The 25,372-nt window shown below is 69.6% G+C and carries 23 protein-coding genes and 1 pseudogene; 9 read left to right on the forward strand and 15 right to left on the reverse strand.

What is annotated here, in order from left to right:
• Positions 1 to 1,045, reverse strand: a 1,045-nt coding sequence (locus NS220_RS13985; protein ID WP_058624646.1) for a Gfo/Idh/MocA family protein, incomplete at its 3' end; no start/stop codon positions are given.
• Between the two features lie 110 nt (positions 1,046 to 1,155).
• Here NS220_RS13985 and NS220_RS13990 point away from each other — a divergent pair.
• The 5 genes from NS220_RS13990 (at position 1,156) to NS220_RS14010 (ending at position 5,916) form a co-directional block, all read left to right on the forward strand.
• Positions 1,156 to 2,421, forward strand: coding sequence for an ROK family protein (locus NS220_RS13990; RefSeq protein ID WP_058624647.1), 1,266 nt, complete (start codon positions 1,156 to 1,158; stop codon positions 2,419 to 2,421).
• Positions 2,422 to 2,505: 84 nt separating this feature from the next.
• Positions 2,506 to 2,919: a hypothetical protein gene (locus NS220_RS13995; protein ID WP_058624648.1), complete on the forward strand. Its 414-nt coding sequence runs from the start codon at positions 2,506 to 2,508 to the stop codon at positions 2,917 to 2,919.
• A complete protein-coding gene (locus NS220_RS14000; protein ID WP_058624649.1) occupies positions 2,916 to 3,902 on the forward strand; it encodes a hypothetical protein in 987 nt (328 codons plus the stop codon). The genes NS220_RS13995 and NS220_RS14000 overlap by 4 nt, the downstream gene beginning before the upstream one ends.
• Before the next feature lie 86 nt (positions 3,903 to 3,988).
• On the forward strand, positions 3,989 to 4,948 hold the full coding sequence (locus NS220_RS14005) for a sugar phosphate isomerase/epimerase family protein (RefSeq protein WP_058624650.1): 960 nt from the start codon (positions 3,989 to 3,991) through the stop codon (positions 4,946 to 4,948).
• Positions 4,945 to 5,916 carry a sugar phosphate isomerase/epimerase family protein gene (locus tag NS220_RS14010; protein WP_058624651.1) on the forward strand — a complete coding sequence of 324 codons (972 nt, stop codon included), beginning with the start codon at positions 4,945 to 4,947 and terminating at the stop codon, positions 5,914 to 5,916. Before NS220_RS14005 ends, NS220_RS14010 begins: the two co-directional genes overlap by 4 nt.
• 273 nt (positions 5,917 to 6,189) lie before the next feature.
• On the opposite strand, the pseudogene NS220_RS14015 reads toward NS220_RS14010, so the two are convergent.
• The 12 genes and pseudogenes from NS220_RS14015 to NS220_RS14070 form a co-directional block, all read right to left on the reverse strand.
• Positions 6,190 to 6,651: pseudogene (locus NS220_RS14015) on the reverse strand (GNAT family N-acetyltransferase); the annotation flags it as partial.
• 146 nt (positions 6,652 to 6,797) lie between these two features.
• On the reverse strand, positions 6,798 to 7,802 hold the full coding sequence (locus NS220_RS14020) for a sugar phosphate isomerase/epimerase family protein (RefSeq protein ID WP_058624653.1): 1,005 nt from the start codon (positions 7,800 to 7,802) through the stop codon (positions 6,798 to 6,800).
• A 14-nt stretch (positions 7,803 to 7,816) separates the two neighbouring features.
• Positions 7,817 to 9,022 (reverse strand): Gfo/Idh/MocA family protein, encoded by a 1,206-nt coding sequence (locus tag NS220_RS14025; RefSeq protein ID WP_440589466.1) that lies wholly within the window; start codon positions 9,020 to 9,022, stop codon positions 7,817 to 7,819.
• Positions 9,019 to 9,435, reverse strand: a complete 417-nt coding sequence (locus NS220_RS14030) for a C-glycoside deglycosidase beta subunit domain-containing protein (protein WP_058624654.1) — start codon at positions 9,433 to 9,435, stop codon at positions 9,019 to 9,021. Before NS220_RS14030 ends, NS220_RS14025 begins: the two co-directional genes overlap by 4 nt.
• 12 nt (positions 9,436 to 9,447) lie before the next feature.
• On the reverse strand, positions 9,448 to 10,230 hold the full coding sequence (locus NS220_RS14035; protein ID WP_058624676.1) for a nuclear transport factor 2 family protein: 783 nt from the start codon (positions 10,228 to 10,230) through the stop codon (positions 9,448 to 9,450).
• 26 nt (positions 10,231 to 10,256) lie between these two features.
• Positions 10,257 to 11,297, reverse strand: coding sequence for a sugar phosphate isomerase/epimerase family protein (locus NS220_RS14040; protein WP_058624677.1), 1,041 nt, complete (start codon positions 11,295 to 11,297; stop codon positions 10,257 to 10,259).
• A 16-nt stretch (positions 11,298 to 11,313) separates the two neighbouring features.
• A complete protein-coding gene (locus tag NS220_RS14045) occupies positions 11,314 to 12,414 on the reverse strand; it encodes a sugar phosphate isomerase/epimerase family protein (protein ID WP_058624655.1) in 1,101 nt (366 codons plus the stop codon).
• Positions 12,411 to 12,818: a C-glycoside deglycosidase beta subunit domain-containing protein gene (locus NS220_RS14050; protein WP_058624656.1), complete on the reverse strand. Its 408-nt coding sequence runs from the start codon at positions 12,816 to 12,818 to the stop codon at positions 12,411 to 12,413. Before NS220_RS14050 ends, NS220_RS14045 begins: the two co-directional genes overlap by 4 nt.
• Positions 12,819 to 12,907: 89 nt before the next feature.
• Positions 12,908 to 14,422: a GMC oxidoreductase gene (locus NS220_RS14055; RefSeq protein ID WP_058624657.1), complete on the reverse strand. Its 1,515-nt coding sequence runs from the start codon at positions 14,420 to 14,422 to the stop codon at positions 12,908 to 12,910.
• Complete coding sequence (locus tag NS220_RS14060) at positions 14,419 to 15,213, reverse strand: TIM barrel protein (protein WP_058624658.1); 795 nt, start codon at positions 15,211 to 15,213, stop codon at positions 14,419 to 14,421. Before NS220_RS14060 ends, NS220_RS14055 begins: the two co-directional genes overlap by 4 nt.
• 116 nt (positions 15,214 to 15,329) lie before the next feature.
• Positions 15,330 to 16,166, reverse strand: coding sequence for a carbohydrate ABC transporter permease (locus NS220_RS14065; RefSeq protein ID WP_058624659.1), 837 nt, complete (start codon positions 16,164 to 16,166; stop codon positions 15,330 to 15,332).
• A complete protein-coding gene (locus NS220_RS14070; protein WP_058624660.1) occupies positions 16,166 to 17,131 on the reverse strand; it encodes a carbohydrate ABC transporter permease in 966 nt (321 codons plus the stop codon). The genes NS220_RS14065 and NS220_RS14070 overlap by 1 nt, the downstream gene beginning before the upstream one ends.
• 94 nt (positions 17,132 to 17,225) lie before the next feature.
• On the opposite strand from NS220_RS14070, the gene NS220_RS20740 reads away from it, so the two are divergent.
• The 4 genes from NS220_RS20740 (at position 17,226) to NS220_RS14085 (ending at position 22,148) form a co-directional block, all read left to right on the forward strand.
• Positions 17,226 to 17,360: a hypothetical protein gene (locus tag NS220_RS20740; RefSeq protein ID WP_275934684.1), complete on the forward strand. Its 135-nt coding sequence runs from the start codon at positions 17,226 to 17,228 to the stop codon at positions 17,358 to 17,360.
• Between the two features lie 161 nt (positions 17,361 to 17,521).
• A complete protein-coding gene (locus NS220_RS14075; protein ID WP_058624661.1) occupies positions 17,522 to 18,805 on the forward strand; it encodes an ABC transporter substrate-binding protein in 1,284 nt (427 codons plus the stop codon).
• A gap of 149 nt (positions 18,806 to 18,954) precedes the next feature.
• The gene (locus NS220_RS14080) at positions 18,955 to 21,108 is read left to right on the forward strand and encodes a glycoside hydrolase family 3 N-terminal domain-containing protein (protein WP_058624662.1); all 2,154 of its coding nucleotides are present in this window, start codon (positions 18,955 to 18,957) and stop codon (positions 21,106 to 21,108) included.
• Between the two features lie 101 nt (positions 21,109 to 21,209).
• Positions 21,210 to 22,148, forward strand: a complete 939-nt coding sequence (locus tag NS220_RS14085; protein ID WP_058624663.1) for a LysR family transcriptional regulator — start codon at positions 21,210 to 21,212, stop codon at positions 22,146 to 22,148.
• Between the two features lie 319 nt (positions 22,149 to 22,467).
• On the opposite strand, the gene NS220_RS14090 is transcribed toward NS220_RS14085, so the two are convergent.
• Both NS220_RS14090 and NS220_RS14095 read right to left on the reverse strand, forming a co-directional pair.
• A complete protein-coding gene (locus NS220_RS14090) occupies positions 22,468 to 23,946 on the reverse strand; it encodes a C-glycoside deglycosidase beta subunit domain-containing protein (protein WP_058624664.1) in 1,479 nt (492 codons plus the stop codon).
• An 8-nt stretch (positions 23,947 to 23,954) separates the two neighbouring features.
• Positions 23,955 to 25,256 (reverse strand): C-glycoside deglycosidase beta subunit domain-containing protein, encoded by a 1,302-nt coding sequence (locus tag NS220_RS14095; protein ID WP_058624665.1) that lies wholly within the window; start codon positions 25,254 to 25,256, stop codon positions 23,955 to 23,957.
• Positions 25,257 to 25,372: the final 116 nt, after the last annotated feature.

A 25,372-nucleotide genomic window follows, 5' to 3' on the forward strand; every position in this document is an offset into this window, starting at 1 on the left:
CCCCCACCGCCCCCGCCCGCACGGCCTCGGCCGCGCCGTCGGCGATCGCCGTCACGAACGCCGCGTCCGCTCGAAGCTCGTCGTACTCCATCGCGGCCTCCCCGCGCAGCAGGGCGGTGAGCGCCCGCCACTCCACCTCGTATCCGTCGCGACGGTCGATCGGGTACACCGTCTGCACCCCCTGCGCGTCACGGACCGTCGTGCGGGCACCGCCGACGTGCACGAAGGGCGGGGGGAACTCGACCTCGACGCGGGCACCGGCGGTGGCGACGCTCACCCGCCAGAGCGAATCGGCCCCCTCGGGCAGCATCACGGTCGTGAACCGCACCAGGGCACCGTTCGCGCGCAGTGCGAGATCGAAGCCGATCGGTGGCACGGGCCGCGCCCAGAGCACCTCCGGAACGCCCGGAACGAGGTCGCGGACGAGCGGGAGATCGTGGACGCCGAGCCCGGCCACGAGCTGGCGCACGATGAGCGCACTCTGCTCCGGGTCGTCGAGATCGAGCGGCGGGCGCTTCGCGGGTGGCACCGCGGGGAGGGGAGCACCCATCGTGAGCGCGTGGTACCGGTCGTTGGGCGAGAGGCACAGCGTGACCGTGACGGAGGAGATGCGCCCCTCGAGGGCGTTGAGATGGTGCGTCGCCCGCACCCACGCGGGGTCGAAGAGGTGGTTCGTGCCGACCACGAGCAGGGCGCCGACCGCCGCGCACTCGGAGACGAGACGTTCGGCGTCTTCGGCGGTGTCCGCGAGCGGCTTCTCGCAGAAGATCGCCCGGCGTCCGGCGGCCAGACTCGCCCGTACGTGCTCCGCGTGGAGGGCGGGGGGACTGCAGATCGCCACGACATCCACCTCGGGATCGGCGAGCAGCTCGTCGACGCCTGCGGAGGCCCGCGCGCCGAACCGCTCGGCGATCTGAGCGGCGCGCCCGCTCCCGGCATCGCTGACGTGCACGAGCCGGAAGTCCCCGCCCAGCCGGGCGAGCGTCGGTGCATGCAGCGCGGCGACACCGGGACCCGATCCGATGATGCCCACGCCCCACGTCATGTCGGCCCCCTCGCCTACTTCAGCACGATTTATGCCGAAGTTGTCACGTCACGAACTATAGATGACGAGATTCGAGCAGGACAGAGCCGCTCTTATGTGAAGATCAACCCATGGCCAACGTGTCCACCCTCCGCTTCGGCGCCCAGACCGACGAGGTCACGAGCCTCTTGCGCATCGTCAACATGGTCCGCCTCGGCGAAGCCGTGACCCGCCCCGAGATCGGCCGCGTCACGGGCCTCGGGCGCGGAGTCGTCGCCCAGCGCGTCGACCGCGCCGTCGAGATGGGCTTCCTGGAGGACGCCGAGTACGCGCCCTCGTCCGGCGGGCGAGCGCCCCGGACCCTCCGTTTCCGCGCCGAGCGGGGCCGCATCGTCGTGTGCGCTCTCGGCGGCCTGCACATCCACGTCGGTGTGACCGACCTCGACGGCGAGATCCTCGCCGAGGACCACCGGGTCTGGGATATCTCACGCGGCCCCGAAGAGACACTGACCACGGCGACAGCGATGGTCGACGACCTCCTCTCCGCGGGAGACGGAACCCCCGTCTGGGCGATGGTCGTGGGCCTGCCGGGTCCCGTCGACTTCGAGACCGGTCGCCCCGTCGCCCCGCCGATCATGCCCGGCTGGAACGGCTACGACGTGCGCGGCGCGTTCGAGGCGCGTTACGACGCCCCCGTCTGGGTCGACAACGACGTGAACCTCCTCGCCGCCGGCGAGCGCGCCCGCCGCGACGAGAGCGTCGACCTCATCTACTGCAAGGTCGGCACGGGGATCGGTGCGGGACTCGTCTCGCACGGACGCCTCCACCGGGGCGCGAACGGCGCCGCGGGCGACATGGGCCACGTGCGCGTACCCGGCGCCGAGCAGGTCTGCCGCTGCGGCAAGATCGGCTGCCTCGAGGCCGTCGCCGGCGGATGGGCGCTCGTGCGCGACGCCCGCGCCGCGATCGAGAGCGGCGCCACCGGGCCCCTCGCCGAGAGCGTGGCTGCCGGAGAAGACCTCAGTCTCGAGAAGATCACCCGCGCAGCGGGCAGGGGCGACGCTCTCGCGATCTCTCTCGTGCAGGCCTCGGCCCGCCAGGTCGGCGAAGCGGTCGCCGCCCTGGTCAACATGTTCAACCCGAGCTTCATCGTGATCGGCGGAGCCGTGGCGTCGACGGGCGAGCTGTTCCTCGCCGAAGTGCGTCACCGCGTCTACGAGCTCTCGCTGCCGCTGGCCACGCGCGATCTCGCCATCAAGACGAGCGAGAACGACACGCGGGAACCGGTGCGCGGGGGCGTCGATCTCGCCCTCGAGCAGCTGTTCGAGGTGAGCCTGCCGCGATGGTTCGCCGAGGGACGGCCGACGGTGGCGGCCGTTCACGGTCTCCCCGCGTGACTTCTTCCATATTTCGACTTTAGTCGGTAGGTTGTGAGCGGAAGCGCGCCGTGGGGTGCGCTGTGACACGAGGACGTGCCCGCCATGACCCTTCCCGCTCTGCGCGACGACGCCCTGCGCGCCGCCGGGGCCACGACTCAGATCCGCCTCTCGCTGCCCTGGATCCGTTCGCTTCCCCTCGCGAGCCTGATCGACCCGGTCGTCCATCTCGACGGCGCGCGCCACGAACCCTCCCTCGTCCTCGGTGCGCGGCGAGTGCCCGCCGCGGCACTCCCCGCGGAGAAGGGCTGGTGGTACCTCCAGGATCGCGTGGCCCTGGAGATCCCGGATGCCACGACCCCCGGCATCCACGAGGTGTCGGTGTCGTTCCACCTCGAGATCCCGTACCTGCCGGCCGGGCCGGACGCGCCCCTGCGCCTGCCGTTCTTCTTCCGCCGTGAGCTCGAGACGGACGCCACCGCCACGAGCGTCTCGCTCGATGTCGGAGAAGCCGCATGAGCCTGCCCGACGGCTGGATCCTCTCCGCCAGCGCCTTCAACCTCACCCCCGCCGTGATCCGCGCCGAGCGGTCCGCCCCCGACCTGGCCCTCTCCCTCGTCGAGTACGGCATCGCCCGCGAGATCGAGATCGAGCTGGGCCAGATGTGGCGCGGCTTCCCCGCTCCCCCGACCGTCGAGGTCGAGACCTTTCGCGATCGGCTCGCCGCCGCGGGCGGGAGGGTCAGCATCGTCGGGGTCAGCATCGACGAGTTCGACCGCGGGCGACGGCGAACGGATGCCGAGCGCCGGGCCTTCCTCGAACCGCAGCTGCGCGCGGCGGCCGCGGTCGGGGCGCGCGGGGTGAGACTGCCGATCGGTCAAGCGGGAGCGCTGCTCGACGACCTGGTGCCGCTGCTGGAAGAGCTCGACCTCGTGCTGTACGAGGAAGTGCAGGGCCACGAGACTCCGGCCGCGCGCCCCGCGGCGTACGAGCGCATCGCCGCGCTCGACACCCCGCGCGTGCGACTGCTGCTCGACATCAGCATGCTCATGCCGGCGCTGCCGGTGACCTACCTCGATCAGCTCGAGCGGGGCGGCATCCCGACCGCTCTCGTGCGGCGCCTCCGCGACGAGTGGCGCGACCCGGCGACCCACGACGCGGTGCTCGACCTCCTGCACGGCGGAGGCGTCCCCGGTCCCGTGCACACCCTGTACATGAACCTGCTCGTGCGCTTCGGGCGCGCGCAGGTCGCCGATCTGGCATCCGTCCTCCCCCTCCTGGGTGCGGTGCACCTGAAGTTCTGGGACCTCGACGACGCCGACCACCGACTCTCCGACCCCCTTCGCGACGTGGGCAGCGCCCTCGCCGCGACGGGCTTCACCGGCACGCTCTGCAGCGAGTGGGGCGGCCAGGAGTGGCTCGACGACGACCCGTGGGAGATGACCTCGCGTCATCTCTCCCTGGCCGCCACCGTCCTCTCCGACCCCTCACCCGCGGCGTGAGTCGCCAAGATGTGTCGCCCCGAGCGGGCTCGCGGCGACACATCTTGGCACCTCACGCGTTCGAACACTCGCAGAAGGAGCACCGCATGACCGACCGACCCATCAAATGGAGCTACATGGACCACTGGCGGGCCAACGGCCCCGCCGGGCCCTACGACCAGTGGCAGTCCAGGCTGGCGATGAAGCGCTTCCTGCAGCAGGTCGCCGCCGTCGGCTTCGACGCGATCGACACCTTCGACTTCCGCATCTGGCAGATTCTCGAGCAGTACGGCTCGGTCGCGAACTACCAGGAGTTCGTGCAGGAGCAGGGCCTCGAGCGCATCGTCAACACGTTCCACGGCGTCTACTACTCCCCCGACCGCTACGCGCCCGAGGTCCCCGCGACCCACGGCACGATCCTCGAGGACTTCCAGCGCACGCTCGACATGTGGTCGGGCATCCAGCTCGACAACATCATCGTGATGCCCGGGTCCCGCTCCTTCGACGAGGCAGGCGTCTCCGACGACGGGCTCAAGCACGCCGCCGACATCTGGGGCAAGGTCGGCGAACTCACGCAGCAGTACGGCGTCAACCTCAGCTGCCACCACGAGTTTTACGCCGGCATCCGCACGCGCGACCAGATCGACCGCTTCTACTCCTACGCCGACCCGCGCTACGTGAAGTTCTTCGTCGACACCGCGCAGCACTGCATCGCCGACGTCGACCCGGTCGACGTGTACGCGGCCCACCACGAGCGCGTGACGGGCTTCCACTTCAAGGACACCCGCCACAAAGACGTCAACGACGACTACCGGATGTTCCCGGATGCCGAGGTCTCGGCGAAGACGACCGAGAAGTGGTTCTACGAGATGGGCACCGACGAGGGCCTGGTCGACTTCGAGGCGATGATGCGCGCGGTGCGCGACAACGGCTACACCGGCTGGATCAGCGTCGAGCACGACAAGGCCGACAAGCTCGGCGGCGACTACGCCGAGAGCACCGCGATCTCGCGGTGGTACGCCAAGAACGTGCTGGACGGCATCTACTCCGAGGAGGTCGCACGATGAGCGACGTGCGCTGGGCCTACGCCATCAACCAGTGGGACACCAACATCGACTCGTTCGTGCGTAAGCGCGAGCACGAGCGGGCGTTCAAGACCGTGTCGATCAGCGGCTTCGCGGGCGTCGAGCTGACCGCCGAGAGCTTCGGCGCGTGGGAGCCGCTCGGCACTCCGCAGCAGCTCGCCGACCTGTACGGCTCGGTCGAGGCGTTCGGGGAGTTCCTCTCCTCGTGCGCGATCGACGCCGTGAGCAGCTACGTCTACGACCCCTCCGTCGGCTTCGAGGTCGAGATGGGCCGCGGGCCGGATCCCCTCGACCCCGCGTCAGTGAATCAGATCGTGCGCACCGCGCGGTGGTTCGCCGATGCCCTGCGCCGCCTCGGCGGGAGCGTGCTGGTCGTGCGCGCGGCGCCGTCGGCGTGGCAGACCGGCGCGCTCTCCGACGAGCAGATCGGGGTGCTCGCGACCCTGTGGAACACCGTCGGCGCGGCCATCGCCGAGGACGGCATCGCCCTCGGGCTGCACGTCGACTTCCTCTCCGCGCTGCGCCTGGGCGACGGCATCCACCGTCTGCTGGCGGCGACGGATGCCGACACCGTGGGACTCGCGATCGACACCGCCGAGCTCGCGATCGCGGGGATCGACCCCGTCGCGCTGTACCGGCGGTACCCGGACCGGGTCGTGCACGTGCAGCTGAAGGACGCCCGCGAGACGGTCGACGACGCCGAGGCGTCGACGCCGCACGCCGAGCAGTTCATCCGCACCGAGGGCGGGTCGCGCAAGATCCTGCGCTGGTTCTTCGAGCCGAGCGACGAGCGCGCGCTCGTCGACTTCGAGGGCTTCGTCGCGGCCTTGGCCGAGCACGGCTACCGCGGCTGGATCGTCGTGGAGTCCGACCAGAGCCCGCACCCCGCTGAGAGTGCGATGGTCGCCGGCTGGTACGTGCAGAAGGTGCTGCGCCCGCTCCTGGCCTGAGGCTCACCCGCGGCCGACCCCGTGAGAGCAGGGGATCGCGCCGGAACAGGACGCCGCCAGGCGCACTCATCCTGTGCTGGCGCGATCCCCTGTCGTCGTCGAGACGCGGCCGCGCGGTCGCCCGCTGCGCGACGGCGGCGATCGGCGTTCCACCGCCCGTCGAAAGCAGGCGATCACGCCGGCACAGGATGAGCGGTGCCGCGGGCGACCTGTTCTGGCACGATCTCCTGTTCTGGCGGCGCCCCGCCCCGCGCTCCCCCGGCGGAGCGGGGCTCAGCGGGCGGAGCGCACCCAGCGACGCCACTCGGGCTGCGGTGCGTACCCGCGAGCCGCCCAGGCGGATGCCCCGAGGTCGTTGCCCTCGAGCACCATGGCGTCGAACCGCCCGGCGCCGAGCGCGCGAAGGCGGGCCTCCGCCGCGTCGAGGAGCACGCGGGCGATGCCCTGGCGACGGTGATCGGGGTGCACGACGAGGCGGTAGAGGTGGGCGCGCCACCCATCCCAGCCCGCGATGACGGTGCCGACGATACGGCTGGCAGCCCGGACGACGAGGACCGCCTCGGGGTCGCGGTTCAGCAGCGCCTCGACCACGGAGGCCGAGTCGCTCGGTCGCGCATCGTTCTCCCCGGCGATCGCCCAGAACGCCAGCAACTCGTCGATGTCGGCGAGGGTGGCGGTCTCAACTCCGGGCGAGGGACTCATCGTCCGACGATACCGCCGTGCCTCGCGCCGCGATGGTCGCCGGAATGGGCGGACAGCCGTGCGGGGATGCGCGCCACTCCCTCACCGATGAACGCTCTCGCTGTCCGGAAACGGCCCCTCATCGCGTTTCCCGACAGGAAGAGCGTTTCTCGGCTGACCCGAGACGGTCAGAACGTCGATCACCCCTTGTTCGAGAACGCGGCGTCGAAGAGCTGGTGCGGCGGGGTGATCTCGCCGAGCTTGCGCACGAACGCGAGGGCCTCGGGGCCGCCGACGAGGCGGTCCATGCCGGCATCCTCCCACTCCACGCTCGTCGGACCGTCGTAGCCGATCGCGTTGAGCGCGCGGAACAGCGGCTCCCACGGCACATCTCCATGGCCGGTCGAGACGAACGTCCACCCGCGGCGGGGGTTGTCCCACGACAGGTGCGAGCCGAGAACGCCGTTGCGGCCGTCGAGGTTCGTCGTCGATTCCTTGCAATGCACGTGGAAGATGTGCTCGGCGAAGTCGAGCACGAACGCCACCGAGTCCAGCTGCTGCCACACGAAGTGCGAGGGGTCGAAGTTGAAGCCGAAGCTCCCCCGGTGCCCGATCGCCTCGAGCGTCTTCTTCGCGGTCCAGTAGTCGTAGGCGATCTCCGACGGGTGCACCTCGAGCGCGAAGCGCACGCCCACCTCTTCGAAGACGTCGAGGATCGGATGCCACCGCTCGGCGAAGTCCGCATACCCTCGTTCGATCATCGCGTCGGAGGCCGGCGGGAACATCGCCACGTACTTCCAGATGCTCGACCCCGTGAAGCCGGTGACCGTCTTCACGCCGAGCTTCGCAGCGAAACGCGCCGTGTTCTTGAGGTCTTCGGCCGCGCGCTGCCGCACGCCCTCGGCATCCCCGTCGCCCCACACGCGCGGCGGCACGATGTCGTGGTGCCGCTCGTCGATCGGGTCGTCGCACACGGCCTGGCCGACGAGGTGATTGGAGATCGTCCACACCTTCAGCCCGTTGCGCTCGAGGATGTCGAGGCGCGACTGCACGTAGTCGGCGTCGTCCCAGCGCGAGACGTCGATGTGGTCGCCCCAGCAGGCGATCTCGAGGCCGTCGTAGCCCCACTCCCCGGCGAGGCGCGCGACCTCCTCGAACGGCAGGTCGGCCCACTGGCCGGTGAACAGGGTGATCGGGCGGGCCATGATGCTCCTTCGCGTCAGGCGACCGGGACGCCGGCGACGACGCCGGTCCAGGCCGAATCATTCTCACTGCTGCGCTCGACCGCGTCGAGCACGCGCTGCACGGTGAGTCCCTCGGCGAACGAGGGGTGGGGATCGGTGCCGGCGTCGATCGCCCCCACGAGGTCGACCACCTGGTGGCTGAACCCGTGCTCGTAGCCGAGCATGTGGCCCGCGGGCCACCACGCCGAGACGTAGGGATGCTGCGGCTCGGTCACGAGCACCTGCGTGAAGCCCTGCCGCCCCTCGGGCGCGGTGCGGTCGTAGAAGCGCAGGCTGTTGAGGTCTTCGAGGTCGAAGGCCAGGGCCCCGCGGTCGCCCGACACCTCGATGGTGAGGGCGTTCTTGCGGCCGGTCGCGAAGCGCGTCGCCTCGAACGAGACCAGGGCCCCGTTCGCGAGACGACCGGTGAAGATCGCGACATCGTCGACCGTCACGGCGCCCTTCTCTCCCGCGCCGGCGCCCTTCGAGAGCCCCATCGAACCGTCGGCGGGCAACGGACGCTCGGTCACGATCGTGTCGATCGTCCCGGACACCCGCTCGACCCCGAGTCCGGTGACGAACTGGGTCATGTCGATGATGTGCGCCCCGATGTCACCGAGCGCCCCCGACCCCGCGTGCTCCTTCTGCAGACGCCAGGCGAGCGGCATCCCGGGATCGACCAGCCAGTCCTGCCGGTACGCCGCGCGCACCTGCTGCACCGTGCCGACCGCGCCCTCGGCGATCATGTCGCGCAGGAGCGTGACGGCGGGGACCCGGCGGTACGTGAACCCCACCATCGACCGGATGCCACGGGCCCGAGCCCGCTCGGCCGCCTCCGCCATCGCCTCGGCCTCGGCCACCGTGTTCGCCAGCGGCTTCTCGCACAGCACGTGCTTGCCGGCCTCCAGCGCCGCGATGGCGATCTCGGCGTGCGAGTCGCCGGGGGTGACGATGTCGACGATGTCGATGTCGTCACGCCCGACGATCTCGCGCCAGTCGGTGGCCGACTCGGCCCATCCCCATTTCTCGGCGGCGGATGCCACGGCATCCGCGTTGCGTCCCACCACCACGGTCATCTCGACCGCGCGCGGCAGGTCGAACATCCGCGGCGCCTGGCGCCACCCCACCGAGTGCGCGGCGCCCATGAACCCGTAGCCGATCATCGCGACGCGCAACGGCGCCCGCTCGCCGGAGAGGCTCATGCCAGCACCAGCTCCCGCTCGACCGGAACCCGGTTCGTGACGTACCGCCCGGGACCGCCGTCGACCCCCGGCATGATCTGCATGTACAGCAGACGCATCGTCAGCACGACCTCGACGGCGACCTTCTCCCCCGCCGCGGGCGGGGTGTCGAGGTGGATCAGCACGTCGGGTCGGTCGGCGACGAACCACAGCGTCTCGGACTGCTCGGGCAGCTCCTCGATGCGGTACTCGCGGCCCTCGAGAGAGAAGCGCAGGTCGTCCTTCGGCACGGCGACACCGTTGACCGTCACGGCGACGTCGTCGACGGCCGAGAGCCAGAGGCTGCGGTACCAGGGCAGCTGCACCGAGACGGCGAGGCCGTCGTCGGTGCGACGGACGTCCTTCTCGGCGAAGAGCGAGTTGTGGGTGGCCATGGGGGCGTTCTCTCAGGCGTAGTTGTCGGAGAAGGTCTGGTGCGCAACCGGCGGCGCGGGCTCGAGCTTCTGCGTGGTCTCGGGGCTGTACGGGTGGTTGGTCGACGGCACCGGCTCGTCGGCCGGGGGCATGAAGACGGGCTTGCCGTCATCGCCGAAGTACATGAGGTCGAGGTCGAACGCGCCCTGGTTCTTCAGGCCGAAGGCGACCCAGTTCTCCTCGAACGGGGCGCGCGCGAGCTCGTAGCAACGGAACTTCCAGAACTTCCACTCGCCGTCCTGCTTGAGGAAGTCGATCGCGTACTTGCACCACACCCAGTGGGCCCAGACCTTCTTGCCCAGGACCTCCTCGGGCGAGTACATGTCGGGGAACTCCTCGGCGACCTTCGGGTCGGTCAGACCCGACTCGGTGCCCGCCATCATCCACACGCCCGTGGCGGTCTTGCCGTCGCCGGCGACCTCGATCACGGGGGTGTTGGTGGCGTGCAGGATGAGCTTGCCCTCCGGGTGGGGGCGCCCGCGGTGGTAGTCGGTCACGCTCTGCCAGGTCGTGTACTGACCGGCGTTGGTGTAGCGCGCGCGAATGCCCTCGGTGCCCTCCTTCACCCACAGGGGGATGATCTGCTCGTCCTCGAAGGCGTTGTGCAGATACATGTAGCGGTTGAAGAGGTTCTCGACCTGCCCGCGGTCCTCGGCGCGCTGCGCGAGGGCGTGGGCGGCCTCGACCTGCTCGCGCAGGCGGGTGACCTCGGCGATGAGGTCGGAGACGGATGCCTCGGTGGTGGTGTTCGACATGGTCATTCCTTCGGTGTGGTGGTGGATCACGCGGGCTGGGGCGCCGCGAGGGTTTCTTCGATGGCGGTGCGCATGAGCGCGTGCTGCTTCCTGACGAGGTCGATCGGGTCGCTCTCGCCGAGGTCGCTGAAGGCGTGCCCCTCCCACTCGCTGGAGAGGTAGCCCTCGTACCCGCCGATGACGAACTGCTTCACGATGCGCGGGATGTCCATGGCGGGCTCTTGCCCGTCCGCGCCGATGTCGTAGAACTTCGCGTGCACGTGGAAGATCTGCGGCATGATGTCGAGCCATTCCTCCGGCGGCACGAGTCCGTGCATGTTGAACGCGAGACGCGTGAACGGGCCGAAGCGGAGCGGATCGACGCCCTCACCGAAGAGGTAGTCCTCGAACGCCTGGTTGCGCACGTGCATGGGGATCGGCTCTCGCCAGATCTCCCTCATGACGGGGAAGTGCTTCTGATCCATCCCCATCTGCCCGAGCGTGCGCAGCAGGGTCGGCGACAACGAGTGCATGGTGGAGGAGAAATCGGCGGTGAAGCCGAGGCGGTCGCTCCCGAGCTCCTCGTAGACCTCGCGGATCTCCACGACCTTGGGGTCGTTGGGACCGGAGGGCGCGTGGATCTCGTAGCCGAGCCTCTGGTCGTACTTCTCGGCGAGGGGCAAGAGGCGGCGGAGCAGGTCTTTGCCGGCCGAACGGATGACGACCGTCTTGAACCCGAGCGCGTGCGCCGACGCGAGCTGACGGGCGAAGAAGTCGTGCTCCTCGTCGGGGGTCATGTCGCGGTCCTTGCGGCGCCCCATGTCGAGGTTCGTGCCCACCGCGCTGGCCTCGAGACCGTACTTCTCGAGTGCGTCGAACCAGAGCTTCACGAATTCCGCGTCGACGTCGGGGTAGGAGCGCAGCAGCTGCGCGAAGTTGAACTCGACTCCCGGGCCGATCCCCTGGTCGTGCACCTCTTTGAGGAGGGTCTCGGGGGTGTACAGACCCGCGGCGAACTCGCTCGTCATCGAGTAGAGGGTGGTGCCGAGCTTGATGCCCGTTCCTGCGACGCCGGTGGTTGCGGTCATGTTCGTCTCCCCGAGGTCAGGCGCGCACGGCGTGCGAGAGGTGGGCGTCGAGGGCGCGGCGGGCCTCGGCGGCATCCGTGATCATCCGGGACCCGGCGGCCCCGGCGGCGGTGCGCTGGATGGCCTGCTCGCCCCGGATGATCTCGAAGGGGCTCTGCCAGTGGTTCCAGTGCCACCCCTCGTACTCGCTCGACACGGCGCCGCTGTAGCCGTTGTCGACCAGCAGCGTGATGAGGTCGGCGACGGGCACGGAAGGCTCGTCGCCGTTGTCGTCGATGCCGAAGAACTTGCCGTGCACGTGGCGGATCCACGGGAAGATCTCGAGCCAGTCGTCGACCCGGGCCGGGCCGAAGAGCCCGGTGCCGTTGATGCCGAAGTCGATACCGAGATCGGGGCGGCCGTGCTGGTGGGCGAGACCGATGAACCGGCCGAAGCGCTGACCGTGGTCGGCCTGATCGGCGGGCGGGCCCTGCTCGTAGTACTCGTCCCACAGGGCGACCACGGCGGCGAGGAGTTCCTCGGACGCACCGCGGCGACGGTAGGCCTCGATCAGCGAGGGTGCGAAGCCGGAGACGGTGGCGCCCCAGTCCATCGTGAATCCGAGGAAGGGCGAGCCGACCTTCTCGTAGCGGTCGCGGAGCGCCAGGATGCGCGGGTGCGAGGCGTACTGGTCGGCGTGCACCTCGAGCGCGAGGGTGACGCCGTACTCCTCGGCGATGGGGGCGAGCGCCTCCATCGAGTCGGGCGTGAGCGAGATCTGCACGCGGGCGATGGGGAAGCCGAGCTTCGCCGCCGCGGCGATCTGCTGGCGCATGTAGGCGATGAGCTCGTCCTGGTCCATCAGCTTGTCGGGACGGAGGCCGATATCGGCGTTGACCGCGAGCGAGGTGCGCACGAGCCCGACCTCGTCGATCAGCTCGTTGAAGCGGCCGGCGAAGTGGTCGTCGATCTCGGGGAAGCCACGGAAGCTCGAGAAGCCGATGACCTCAAGGCCCGGACCGAAGCCCTCGGCCGCGGTCTTGCGGATGAGCTGGTCGAGGTCGTACTCGCGGCCGTGGAACGCGCGCGTGAAGCTGTACAGGGTGACGCCCTGGATGGGCGTGCCGAGCTCGGTCATGCGCGGGCCTCCTCGACCTGGCGGGCGGTCATCGTCTTGGTGTCGTGCTCCTCGATGTGCAGCACCTCATCGTCGGAGATGATGATGTACGGGATGTAGAGCATCAGGTCGACGCGCACCTCGTGCTCCCCGGCATCCACCGAGAGGTCTCCCGACAGCACCGCCGAATCGGTGGGGAACCACCACTGCACGGTGTTCGTCTTCATCTCGGCGAAGGTGAACTCTCGGCCGTTCATCTCCCAGCGCAGCGAGTCGGCGGGAGCCTCGACCCCGTCGACCCGGAGTTTCGCGCCGGAGATGCAGGATGCCGGCAGAGCCCGGTACCAGGGCAGCCGGACCTCCACCGACGCGCGACCGCCCGCGACGGAGAGCGTGCCCTGCTCGATGATGCGATCCGGGATCACCGTGACCTCCTCGTCGGTGCGGCCGGAGCCGCAGACCTCTTTGTCTTGATTTCTACACTCTAATGTCTTATTCCTGCATAAGCAAGGAATCAGGCGAGGGATGCCGCGATCGCCCGGGCCCCGCGGACCGCCAACGCCACCGACGTCACGGTGGGGTTGCACGCGGTCGCCGTGGGGATCACGCCGTTGCCGGCGACGAACAGCCCCGAGACGCCCCACACCTCGCTGTCGAGGTCGCACACGCTGGTGCCGTCGTCCGCCACGCCCATCCGCGTCGAGCCCTGGTAGTGCAGCGACGAACCCAGCGGCAGGGTGAAGGGACGATCGCCGACAGGGTCGCCGATGGCCTCCGCCAGGCGCACGATCTCGCGACGCGCCCGCTCCACCACCTCGTGATCGTGGGCGGTGAGGCGGTAGTGGATACGGGGAGCCGGCATCCCGTATCCGTCGACGTGATCGTCGTCGAAGACGACCCGGTCGTCTGGCCGCAGGTCCTTCGCGCAGAACAACCCGAGTCCCACGATCGAGCCCGGTACGACGGGGTCGTCCTCGGCCAGCGCGATGGGCGAGGCGTCCAGCTGCATGATCTGGCCGTGGAAGGGCATGTCGTCGGTGAACGGCACCCAGCTGACGCCGCTGTACTCCGCGAGGCCCGTCGTCGGGGCGTCTTCGGCGAGCGGCGGCATGTCGCGCAGTCGCGAGGCGAAGACGACCTGGGCCTGGTCGTTCAGGTACCGCCCGAGCGCCGCAGGGCGCACCCCCGACGCCCACAGCAGCTGCGGCGTGCGCAGCGCATCGGCCGCGACGACCACGAACCGCGCCGCGACCCGGTGCTCCTCACCCGAGCGCAGATCGCGCACGACGACGCCCGCCGCGCGGCCGTCCTCGACGATCACGCGCATGACGAGGGACTCATCGAACAGCGAGAAACAAGGGTTCTCGCGCGTCGCGTCGCCGAGGACGACGTCCGACCCCGACCACACCAGACGGCCGTCGTCACGCCGGTGCACGGCCAGCGGCATCCGCTGCACCTTCGTCGCGTCGACGCGACCCGCATCGACCGCGGCCGCGAGACGCTCGCGAACGATCGCCCCGAAGGGCGCCGAGTCGAAGGCGTCCCGCGTGACCCCCAACAGGCGATCCCCCTCGTCGAGGAGCTCATCGAGGTCGTCCACGAAGTCGGTGCGCTCGCTGTCGTTAGGCCGCGGGCACGCGCCCGTCCAGTGCGACGCCATGCCGCCGACGTTGCTCGACATCGCCGCGACGGGCATGCCGTCCTCGCCGTCGAACGCGTAGCCGTCCTCGAGCAGGAAGGTGCCCGGGCGTGCACCGCGGACCCCGGCCTTGGCGGCGCCGGGATTGGCGACCTTCTCGCCGCGCTCCCCCGGTCCCTCCGACGCCACCTGCGCGCGAGCGCGTGCGGCGGGGTCGGCGATGTTCTTCACGTGCGCACCGGGCGGCTCCGAGACCGTCGGCCCCACCTCGAACATCGCGATCGTCGCTCCGGGGGCCCGCTCGGAGAGGATCCGCGCGTACGCCGATCCGGTGGGACCGCTGCCGACGATGACGACGTCGACCTGCGCCGGATAGTGCCGGGCGCTCATGCCGCGCGCGCGATCTCGACGACGTGGGCGACCGAGGCTTCGGTCGCGGTCGTCGGGTAGTACTCCAGGCCCACGGGCCCGTCGTAGCCGCCGTCGCGCAGCAGCCGGAACCGCTCGCTCCAGTCGAGCCCACCCGTGCCCGGCTCGCCTCGGCCCGGGGCGTCGGCGAGCTGCACGTAGTGGATCAGGTCGCCCGCGTTCGCGAGTTCCGCTTCCATATCCTCCCCTTCGACAGCCGAGTGGTAGATGTCGTACAGCACCCCGAAGGTCGGCGCGTCGACACCGCGTGCGACGTAGACCGCCTCGGCGGTGCGATCGAGCAGAGACCCGGGGTGGTCGACACGGACGTTGACCGGTTCGAGCACGAGGCCGACACCGGAGCCGTCGATCTGCGCCACGGCTTTCCGGTAGATCTCGATCAGCTTGTCGAGCTGCACCTGCCGCTTCCAGCCGCCGAATCCCGTTCCGCTGCCGACGACGATGCGCGGGCACCCGAGGTCACAGGCGATCTCGACGCCCTCGTCGAGCTTGCGGAAGAACTCCGCGTGATCCCACGGCGGGATCATGAACTGCGTGCGGGGCTCGGCGAGCTGCGCGGTGAGCTGCACGCCGGTCTCCTCGAGCGCCGCCTTCAGCGCCGGGAGGTCCTTGGGGGTCGCCGGAGCGTCGACGCCGGTCGGACCCCACATCTCGACGGCGTCGAAGCCCGCCGCCGCTGCCGCGCGCACGCGGTCGTGGTAGTCGCCGGCCTCGGTGAAGAGGAGTTCGATATTGGGGGCGAGGTGATACACGAGGGTGTCCTTTCAACAGACGCGGGCGCGACGATCGACGGATGCCATGCCGATCGGCATCCATCTGGGCAGACTCAGCCCGTGAGGCCGGTCGGGCCGGCATCCGTGAGGGGGGGTCAGCCCTTCAGCCCCCCGGCGAAGCCCTGGATGAAGCGCTTCTGGGCGAACATGTAGAAGAGCAGGATCGGGATCATCGAGATGATCACCACGGCGAAGATCTTGTTCCAGGCCGAGACGAGTCCGCCGACGTAGGTGTACATCGCCACCGGGAGGGTCTGCGTGGTGGAGCCGCCGAGGAAGATCAGCGAGTTGAAGAAGTCGTTCCAGACGATGAGTCCCGCGAGGATCGCCACGGTTCCGGTCGCGGGGGCCATCAGCGGCAGCACGACGCGGAAGAAGGCCTGCACGGGCGAGGCCCCGTCGATGACGGCGGCCTCTTCGTACTCGGTGGAGAGCCCGCGGAAGAAGCTCGCGTAGAGGAAGACCGACAGAGGCATCAGCATGCCCACCCAGAGCACGATCATGCCGAAGGCGTTGCCGGTCAGGCCGATCGAGCGCGCCCCGATGTACAGCGGCACCGTCCCGAGCTGGGCGGGGAGGATGATCGCGATCAGCACGAGGTAGTAGGTGAGGGTCGTCCACTTGCGCGTGCGGCGGGCGATGACGTACGCCGCGACCGAGCCGAAGAGCACGAGTCCGAGGATCGCTCCGCCGGTGATGATGACGCTGTTCAGGATGCTCATCGGGATGCTGTTGCGACCGGTCGCGGTCAGCACCGAGACGAACGCGCCGAAGTCGATGCTCGTCGGCGGTGCGACCGCGCTGCTGGACAACGCCTCTTTGTCGCTCTTGAGGGCCGTGGCGACGAGGATGTAGAGGGGCAGGAGCCCGATCAGGGTGACGACCCAGACCAGGACCTCGCGGGCGGCCGTGAACTTCGTGTAGCGGAACATCAGGAGACCTTCCCGACCTCGCGGTCGCGCGTGACGTACTGCTGGAGGATGGCGAACGCCAGGATGATGACGGTGAGCACGAGCGCGAGGGCCGAGCCGAAGCCGAACTGCCCGAGCGAGAACGCGTTCTTGTAGACCTCGGTGGCCAGGGTCTCGGTGGCACCGGCCGGACCGCCGCCGGTCAGGGCGAGGATCTGGTCGAAGATGCGCAGGCCCTGGATGAGTCCGAGGGTCGTGGCGATGGCGATCGAGGGGCGGATGGCGGGAACGACCACGTTCCAGAAGCGTCCCCAGACGCCCGCCCCGTCGAGCGCCGCGGCCTCCTCGACCTCGACGGGGACCGAGGCGAGCCCTGCGAGATAGATGACCATGGTGAAGCCGGTCTGCTGCCAGACCACCGTGATGAGGATCGCCCAGATCGACCACGTCGGGTCGGCGAGCCAGGTCTTCTGCAGCGACTCCAGTCCGATCGCACCGAGGAAGCCGTTCAGCGGACCGTTGAACTGGAAGATGAACTTCCAGACGTAGGCCACCGCGAGCGGGCTCAGCACCACCGGCATGAAGAGCAGGGTGCGAAGGATGTAGCGCGTCTTGAGCGTGCGGTTGATCGCGAGGGCGAACAGCAGGCCGAGCACGTTCGTGATGATGACGGAGCCGAAGGCGAGGAAGAGCGTGTTCCACACCGCGCCGAGCAACTGCGGGTCGGCGAAGATCTTCGCGAAGTTGTCGAAGCCGGTGATCTCGAAGGAGCCGAGACCGGTCCAGTTCGTGAAGGCGAAGAAGCCGCCGGTCAGGGTCGCGGCGTACTGCACGCCGAGAACGAGGAGGATGGCGGGAAGCGCCCACCACCACTGTCCGTAGCTGATGAGGGGCTTGCCCCCGCGCACGGGCCGCTGTGACGTCCGCCGTGCCTTTGGCGGCACGGTGAGCGTCCGTGTGGTGTCGTGTTCGATGGTCACAGTCATCTGCCCTCTGACTTCTTCGTCATTGCGCCGTCGTTGCGACGAGCGCCGGTCCTCCGACTATCGCACCCTTGTGTCGAAAAGACACATTAGTTCGGTGGATGAGCGGCATAACGAGGTGGAGGTCCGCGGTCGAGCTCGTCGCGCCGATGACCACGGGGCGCTCCCCGCCGACTCCACCCCTCGCCCCACAGGCCTGTCGGGACCCGTCACCCTCGCCAAGAAGGCCTGATCGAAAGGTATTTCTCTCGCGAATCGCTGGCACTATTGCCCAGTATCACCAAACCTAATGTCGGAAACCGACGAATGTGTGTCACGCTGAATCCGCGGCCAGGAAGCCGCACCAGCCACTACCCGGGGCTGGAGACAAAGACGTCACGAAAGGGTTCGTCCATGCCACAGCACAGTTCGCTTCGGCCCCTCCGCCTCCCGCTGCTCGCAGCCCCCCTCGCCGGTGTCCTCATCCTCGCCGGGTGCTCGGGCAACAGCGACGCGGGAAGCGGCGACAGCGCCGACGGGTTCACCGTCATGGTCGCTCAGGCCAACGACGACGACCAGTCCTACGCCAAGACGCTCGAGGCGTACGGGCAGGAGAAGGGCCTCAACATCGAGGTCATCCCCTACCCCTCCGAGGCCTACAACACCCAGGTCACCACGCAGCTCCAGGCCGGCAACGCCGCCGACGTCATGATCCTCGCGCCCGGCACGGGCCAGCCGATCTCGGTCATCTCGCTCGCCGAAGCGGGCCTCCTGGCCCCCCTGGGCGACACGTCCGCGAGCCTCGTCCCGGCGAACGCCGAGAAACAGTACGAGGTCGACGGCAAGACCTACGCCCAGCCGACCGCGCTCGTCCCGGTGGGCCTCGTCTACAACAACGGCGCCGCGAAGGAAGCGGGCCTCACCGCGTACCCCGAGGACTACAAGTCCCTCCTCGCCGACTGCAAGACCGCTCGCGACGCGGGCAAGACCTTCACGGTCCTCGCGGGCGCCATCACCTTCAACACCGGGCTGATGGCCCAGCTGGTCTCGGCCACGCGCGTCTACGAGGCTCAGCCCGACTGGAACGAGCAGCGCGCCGAAGGCAAGGTCACCTTCGCCGACAGCAAGGGCTGGAAGGAGACGCTGCAGGACCTCGTCGACATGAACTCCGCCGGATGCTTCCAGGACGGTGCCGCGGGCGGCACGTTCGACAACATCACCGCCGGCCTCGGCGGCGGCACCGCCCTCTCGGCAGCCGTCCCCGGCAGCGCGGCCAGCTCGATCGGCGCGGCGACCGGTGCCGACCTGACCGTGCAGAGCTTCCCGCCCTCCTCGGGCCAGAAGCCCTTCGTGCTCGCCTCCGCCAACTACGCCTGGGGCGTGAACGCGAAGACCAGCGACGCGAAGAAGAAGCTGATCCAGGACTTCCTCGACTGGGTCGCCACCCCCGAGCAGGCGAAGGCTTTCGCCGACAGCTTCGGCGGCGTGCCGATCGTCGGCGCCTCCGAGGACACCCTGCTCCCGCAGTACAAGAACATCGGCTCGCTGCTCGAGTCGAACTCGTACACGGGCCTCCCGAACGCCGCGTGGCCGAACCCGGGCGTCTACGACGCTCTCGGCGCCGGCGTCCAGGGCCTGCTGACCGGTCAGAAGACGGTCGACCAGGTGCTCGCCGACATGGACACCGCCTGGGGCTGATCCCCTCTCGCTCGATCGGCTGTCGTCCCCCGGGGCGGCAGCCGATCGTGCGCTTCCCGACTCGACACAGGAGTTCCCGTGCCCCTCTCCCCCGTTGCCCTTCTCACCGATGAGCGCGCCGACGGCGCCGCGACCCCCGGGACCCGGCCATGAGCGCCCGCATCGACGACCTCCTCTCCCGGATGACCTGGGCGGAGAAGATCGGGCAGCTCTCGATCGTCTTCCGTCCGGACCCCGACGACGCCGCCGCGCTGGTGCGGAAGGGCCTCGGCTCGACCTTCTGGCCGCCGTCGGCCGACGCCACCAACGCCCTGCAGCGCGTGGCGGTCGAACAGACGCGCCTGGGAATCCCCCTGCTCGTGGGCCTCGACGTGATCCACGGTCAGCGCACGATCGCCCCCATTCCGCTGTCGCAGGCCGCCGCTTTCGATCCGGAGCTCGTCCGCGCGCTCGCCCACCTCGCCGCGACCGAGGCCCGCTCGGGCGGCGTGACCTGGACGTTCTCGCCGATGGCCGACGTCTCGCGCGACCCGCGCTGGGGTCGGGTGTCGGAGGGCTTCGGCGAGGATCCGTGGCTCACCTCCCTCCTCGTGGCCGCGATGGTCCGCGGCTACCAGGGCGACGACCTGTCGGCCCCGGATGCCATCGCCGCCACCGCCAAGCACTTCGTCGGCTATGGCGCGGGAGAGGGCGGCCGCGACTACAACGGCGCCGACCTCAGCGAGCGAGCCCTCCGCGCGGTCCACCTCCCTCCCTTCGAGGCGGCCGTCCGCGCGGGGGTCGCGTCGGTGATGGCCGCGTTCACCTCGGTGTCCGGCATCCCGATGCACGCCCACCGGCACCTGCTCACCGAGGTCCTGAAACAGGAGTGGGGTTTCGACGGCGTGATCGTGGGCGATGCCGAGGGCGTCGCCAATCTCGTGCCGCACGGCGTGGCCGAAGACCTCGCGGATGCCGTCCGCCAGGCGTACGCGGCCGGCCTCGACGTCGAGATGGGCGGGTCACCGCTCTCTCTCGATGCCGCCGAGATCGCCCCCGGCCGCCTCGACCCCGCGCGCGTGGACGACGCGGTGCGCCGGGTCCTCGCGACGAAGGAGGCGCTGGGGCTGTTCGAGAACCCCTACGTCGATCCCACGGCCGAGATCACGACCCCGGATGCCGCGTCCCGCACGCTCGTCCGGGCCGCGGCCGCGCGCGGCAGCGTTCTGCTGCACAACGACGGGTCGCTGCCCCTCGCCGCACCCCGGCGCCTGCTGCTGACCGGCCCGTACGCGACGTCGACCGATCACCTCGGCGCGTGGGTGCAGTACTTCGGCGCCCGCGCCGGGTCGGTCGCCGACGAGCTGCGCGACCGTCGACCCGACCTCGACATCCTCGTGGAGGAGGGCGTCGACTTCCTCTCGCCGACCGATGCGGGGATCGCCGCGGCGGTGCGCGCCGCGCGCGAGGTGGCGGTGGCCGTCGTGCTCGTGGGCGAGCCCTCCGCGCTCTCGGGCGAGGCGGCCTCGCGCAGCGACCTGCGTCTCCCCGGCCGGCAGGAGGAGCTCATCCGCGCCGTAGCCGCCACGGGGACACCGACGGTGGTGGTCCTGGTCACCGGTCGTCCCCTCGTGGTGGCCGGGTGGATCGACGAAGTGGCCGCGGCGGTCGTCGTCTGGCACGGCGGCACCGAGGCGCCCGCCGCGATCGTCGACCTGCTGCTCGGCGACGCGGAACCGTCGGGGCGCCTGCCGATGTCGTTCCCCCGTTCGGTGGGGCAGATCCCGATCCCCTACGCCCACGAGAACACCGGCCGCCCCGCCTCCACCGGCGGCACTCTCACGGCGGAGCATCACGACGTCGGCCTCCACGGCCCGGGCAACGTGCAGGACAAGTACAGCTCGAAGTACCTCGACCTCCCCCTCGGCCCGCAGTTCTCGTTCGGCCACGGCTCGGGCTACGCGCGGTTCTCGCACGGAGCGCCCGAGGTGTCGGCATCCGTGTTCCCCGCCGAGGGTCCGGACGACGAGACCGTGACGACGGTCAGCATCGAGGTGACGAACCTCGCCGACCGCCGCGGCGACGAGGTGGTGCAGGTGTACCTGCGCGATGTGGTGGCCTCGGTCACGCAGCCCGTCCGGCGTCTCGTGGGCTTCGCGAGAAGAACCCTGGATGCCGGGGAGTCGGCGACCGTGTCGATCGCCCTGCCGCGCGAGGTCTTCGCGCTGTGGGCGGAGGGGTGGCGCGTCGAGTCGGGCGCCTTCGAGCTGCACGTGGGGTCGACGCTCGCGACCACCCAGGCGATCGCGGTCGAGGCGCGCTGACGCCGGATCACGATCAGGAATATGTTCAGCGATTCCATCGACCGGATTGATACGCTCGGAGTTCCCATTCGTTCCGCCCGGCACGAGGAGAACACGACGACGTGTCCGACAACGCAGCCCTCTCCCGCCTCGACCTGAACCTCCTGGTCTCCCTCGACGCGCTGCTCACCGAGCGCAGCGTCACGCGCGCGGCCGAGAGCCTGCATCTGAGCCAGCCGGCTCTGAGCGCCTCGCTCGCGCGACTGCGTACCCACTTCAACGATCAGATCCTCGCTCGCCGCGGCAACACGTACGAGCTGACCCCGTTCGCGATCCGCCTCACCGACCACACGAGCACCGCTCTGGAGGCCGCCCGCCGCGTGTTCGAGAGCCAGGCGTCGTGGTCGCCGGCGGAATCGACGCGCGAGTTCTCGATCTACGGCTCCGACTACGGCTTCGTCACCGTCGGCACCGTCGTGTCGCAGCTCGCCGCGGAGCAGGCGCCCGGGGTGCGCTTCCGCTACATGCTGCACAACCCCGGCATCGTCGAAGACGCGGCGAACCGCCTGCGCTCCGCCGACGCCATGGTGATCCCCCACGGACCCGTGTCGGAGCTGCCCTACCTCGACCTGTGGCAGGACGACTGGCTGGCCGTGGTCGCCGACGACAACGACGAGGTCGGCGACAGCCTCACCATGCAGAACCTCGCCGACATGCCCTGGGTCCTGACCTTCCAGTCGCGCTCGGCGTTCACCTCGGCCGCACGCCAGATCCAGCAGCTGGGCGTCGAACCCCACATCGAGGTCGTGCTCGAGAGCTTCCTCTCGGTCGGGCACTTCGTCAGCGGCACCCGTCGGGTCGGCCTCGTGCAGTCGGCGCTCGCCCCTCACCTCCTGCGGATCGGCGGCATCCGCGTCGTGCCCCTCCCCTTCGCGGCGACACCGATCGTGAGCGCGCTGTGGTGGCATCCCTCTCACAACCGCGATCCCGAGCACGAGTGGATGCGCGGCCTCTTCGCCGAGGCCGGCCGCGTGATCGCCGCCGGCCACGCCCCGCACTGACACGGGCTGAGCCCACGCCGCTCACCCCCGTTGAGTGTCCAAGACACGCCGTAATGCGCCGGGCAGTTGCGGCGTGTCTTGGACACTCGAGGGTGCTCGGTGTGGGGCGGGGACCACCCGGGAATTACGCCGTTGTAGTTTCGAAGCTTCCCTCGGAGGGGAGACTTTCCACAGGGCGTGTGCACAGAGAACCGGGGTTTACGCACATCTCTCCACAGAGTTATCCACAGGTGCGTGCAAAACCCTTCGTAGGAGCGTGCGGCCACGGATGAGGAGAACGGATGCCGCTCCGCTGGCGCCCCAGCCGCCGGCGGAGCGGTCACACCCCCGCGGCGACCGCCCGCATCGCGTCGCGGATGAGGTCGTGCTGCCGCCGCACGAGCAGGAGCGGGTCGACCTCGCCGAGCTCGGCGAAGGCGTGACCCTCCCACTCGCTCGACCAGAAGCCGCGGTACCCGCCCTCGACGAAGACGCGCACGAGCTCGGCGTAGTCGATCGCCGGCTCCTGCCCGAGCTCGTCGATGTCGTAGAACTTCGCGTGCACGTGCAGGATCTGCGGCATGATGTCGGCCCACTCCCGCGGATCGACGTGGCCGTGCATGTTGAACGCGAGGTGCGCAAAGGAGCCCAGGCGGCCGGGATCGAAGTCGCGGCCGCGGAGGTAGCCGAGGAACTCCTGCTGGCGCGCCTGCATCGTGGCATCCGTCGCCCAGATCTCCTGCAGACGGGTCGTCGCCTCGTCGTCGAGCCCCGCGCGGCGCACGGCGCGCAGCAGGGTCGGCGACATCGCGTGCATGGTGGAGGAGAAGTCGGCCACGAAGCCCAGCAGCGGAGAGTCGAGCTCGGCATACGTCTCGCGCACGAGCAGGATCGGTTCGGCGTTCGGGCCCATCGGCGCGTGGATCTCGTACGCGAGCTTCAGCTCCAGGTCCTCGGCGATCGGCAGCAGCCGTCGCAGCAGCTCGGGCTTGGCGCTCTGGATGCGCACGAGGGGGAAGCCGAGCTTCTTCGCCCCCTCGAACATGAGCTTCGAGAACGCGAACTCCTCGTCCGGCGTCATGTCGCGATCGCGCCGACGCCCCATGTCGAGATTCGCGCCGAACGAGCTCGCGACGAATCCGTGCCGGTCGAACGCGTCGCGCCACGTGCGCACGAAGTCGTCCGCGACCACCGGGTAGGTCGGCACGACCTGGGATGCCACGATCTCGATGCCCGGACCGATCCCGAGTTCCGCGACCCGGTCGAGCAGCCCGTCGAAGTCGAAGTAGCCGGCACGGAACTCCGCGCTCGCGGAATACAGGGTGAGGCCGAGCTGGAACGGGTCGCCGTCGACGGCCGGCGGCGGGGGCGCCACCTCGGACACGAGCGCCGGCGGCGCGGCATCCTGGTCCACGACCGTGAGCGTCTTCACGTCGTGCACGACGTTGGGCACGTACATGCCCGGGCCGCCGTCCTGTCCCGGTGCGATCTGCATGTAGGGCAGACGCAACTCGCCGTGCAGCACGACGTCGTGGGTCTCGCCGAGGGCGACCGGCTCGGGGCGGCGCACGACGAGCAGCGGGTGCTCCTGCAGGAACCAGAGCCGCTCGCTCTGCTCCGGCAGCTCGTCGAGACGATACGACGTGTCACCGAAGGCCACGCGGAGGTCGTCGGCATCCACCTGCTCCCCATCGACGGTCAACGACAGGGTGGTCACCGACGACAGCCAGAGGCTCCGGTACCAGGGGATCGTCAGCCGGAGCGCGAGCCCGTCCGGGTGCGCGCGGAGGCTGTCGTCGTGGATCAGTCCGTTGGGCATCGAACGGCTCAGAGCCGGTCGGCGATCTGGCGGATCAGCGAGTGCTGGCGACGCACCTGCTCGATCGAGCGCCACGGCTCGCGCTCCCCCTCGTACTCGCTCGAGAGGTAGCCCGTGTAGCCGGCGTCCTTGAGAGCTTTGAGCACCGGCTCCCAGGGGATCTGCTTGTCGTCGAGCTCTTCGTCGATGTCGTGGAACTTCGCCTGGATGAACACGACGTTCTCGATCACGTCGAACACGTCGTTCGGGTCGACGTGGATGCCGTCGAGGAACGCCGGACGCTGGCCGGGCAGTTCGCCGGGCTTGAGCGGGATCGGACGGTCCTGGAAGATGCCCGTGTCCAGCAGCAGGCCGAAGTGCTTCGTGCCGGTGCGGCGGATGAGGGCGATGTAGTCGTCGACGACCTCGTGCTTGATCGGGGTCGGAGAGTGGATCTCGGGGCAGATGATGACGTCGAGCTCTTCGGCGAGCGGGAGGGATGCCTCGACGACCTCGGTCCAGATCGGGTGCGGGATCAGGTCGCTCGATACGACGCCGATCTTGGGCCGCACGAAGCGGAAGCCGAGGCGCTTCGCGAGCCGGAGGTCGCGTTGCAGGGCGGCGGCGCCCTCCTCGACGGTCATGTCGCGGCCGTTCGGGCCGCTGGAGTGGAGGCGCGTGTCGATCCACGAGCCCATGTTGGTCGGCTCGAGGCCGTAGGTCGAAAGCAGGGCGAACCACTGCTCGACCCACTCGTCCGAGGGGTTCGGGTAGTTCGGCACGTGCGCTTCGCCGAGGATCTCGATCCCCGTGGCACCGAGGTCGGCGATCGAGGCCATGGCCGTCTCGAGGTCCATGACCGTGCCGTAGTCGCTCATGTAGCTGTACAGCGAGACGCCGTAGCGGAAGGGGGCGCCGGATGCCTCGGGCGCGAGCGTGACGTGCTTGGTGACGCGGTAGGTGCTCGGCTGGTGCTCCTGCGGGATGTACGACATGCGCAGCCGCAGCTCGATCGACAGCTCGTGCACGCCGTCGGGCAGGCCGCCGGGGAGGGGCACGAAGATGATCGCGGCGTCCTCGAGCGGCCAGCGCACGCCGTCGCCGTCCCACAGCTCGGCGAGCGTGTACTGCTGCCCCTGCAGGGTCCACAGCGGCACGTCGGGCCCGACGTCGACGAGTCCGGGGATGCGGACGCCGATGCCGTCGATCAGCGAGGCGGCCATACCGCGGTACGACGGCATGCGCACGCGGAACTGAAAGCCGGTGATCTCGCCGCCCTCGCGGACGTTGCGGAATCCGACGGACTGGATGAGGTCTCTTTCGAGAAGCATCGTCGCTCCTTCTGTGGTGGGATGCCTCCGACGCTACCCGACTTCTGTTGCAATCCGACATAAGGGGTTCTGATGATGCGCATCGACGAGGTGCAGGCGCTTCGGTCGCTGAATTC

It is taken from the genome of Microbacterium testaceum, assembly GCF_001476655.1.
Lineage (GTDB): Bacteria > Actinomycetota > Actinomycetes > Actinomycetales > Microbacteriaceae > Microbacterium > Microbacterium testaceum_C.

Coding starts and splice junctions, on each gene's coding strand:
- NS220_RS13990 (WP_058624647.1), top strand. CDS start 1,156: ATGGCCAACGTGTCCACCCTCCGCTTCGGCGCCCAGACCGACGAGGTC.
- NS220_RS13995 (WP_058624648.1), top strand. CDS start 2,506: ATGACCCTTCCCGCTCTGCGCGACGACGCCCTGCGCGCCGCCGGGGCC.
- NS220_RS14000 (WP_058624649.1), top strand. CDS start 2,916: ATGAGCCTGCCCGACGGCTGGATCCTCTCCGCCAGCGCCTTCAACCTC.
- NS220_RS14005 (WP_058624650.1), top strand. CDS start 3,989: ATGACCGACCGACCCATCAAATGGAGCTACATGGACCACTGGCGGGCC.
- NS220_RS14010 (WP_058624651.1), top strand. CDS start 4,945: ATGAGCGACGTGCGCTGGGCCTACGCCATCAACCAGTGGGACACCAAC.
- NS220_RS14020 (WP_058624653.1), bottom strand. CDS start 7,802: ATGGCCCGCCCGATCACCCTGTTCACCGGCCAGTGGGCCGACCTGCCG.
- NS220_RS14025 (WP_440589466.1), bottom strand. CDS start 9,022: ATGAGCCTCTCCGGCGAGCGGGCGCCGTTGCGCGTCGCGATGATCGGC.
- NS220_RS14030 (WP_058624654.1), bottom strand. CDS start 9,435: ATGGCCACCCACAACTCGCTCTTCGCCGAGAAGGACGTCCGTCGCACC.
- NS220_RS14035 (WP_058624676.1), bottom strand. CDS start 10,230: ATGTCGAACACCACCACCGAGGCATCCGTCTCCGACCTCATCGCCGAG.
- NS220_RS14040 (WP_058624677.1), bottom strand. CDS start 11,297: ATGACCGCAACCACCGGCGTCGCAGGAACGGGCATCAAGCTCGGCACC.
- NS220_RS14045 (WP_058624655.1), bottom strand. CDS start 12,414: ATGACCGAGCTCGGCACGCCCATCCAGGGCGTCACCCTGTACAGCTTC.
- NS220_RS14055 (WP_058624657.1), bottom strand. CDS start 14,422: ATGAGCGCCCGGCACTATCCGGCGCAGGTCGACGTCGTCATCGTCGGC.
- NS220_RS14065 (WP_058624659.1), bottom strand. CDS start 16,166: ATGTTCCGCTACACGAAGTTCACGGCCGCCCGCGAGGTCCTGGTCTGG.
- NS220_RS14070 (WP_058624660.1), bottom strand. CDS start 17,131: ATGACTGTGACCATCGAACACGACACCACACGGACGCTCACCGTGCCG.
- NS220_RS14075 (WP_058624661.1), top strand. CDS start 17,522: ATGCCACAGCACAGTTCGCTTCGGCCCCTCCGCCTCCCGCTGCTCGCA.
- NS220_RS14080 (WP_058624662.1), top strand. CDS start 18,955: ATGAGCGCCCGCATCGACGACCTCCTCTCCCGGATGACCTGGGCGGAG.
- NS220_RS14090 (WP_058624664.1), bottom strand. CDS start 23,946: ATGCCCAACGGACTGATCCACGACGACAGCCTCCGCGCGCACCCGGAC.
- NS220_RS14095 (WP_058624665.1), bottom strand. CDS start 25,256: ATGCTTCTCGAAAGAGACCTCATCCAGTCCGTCGGATTCCGCAACGTC.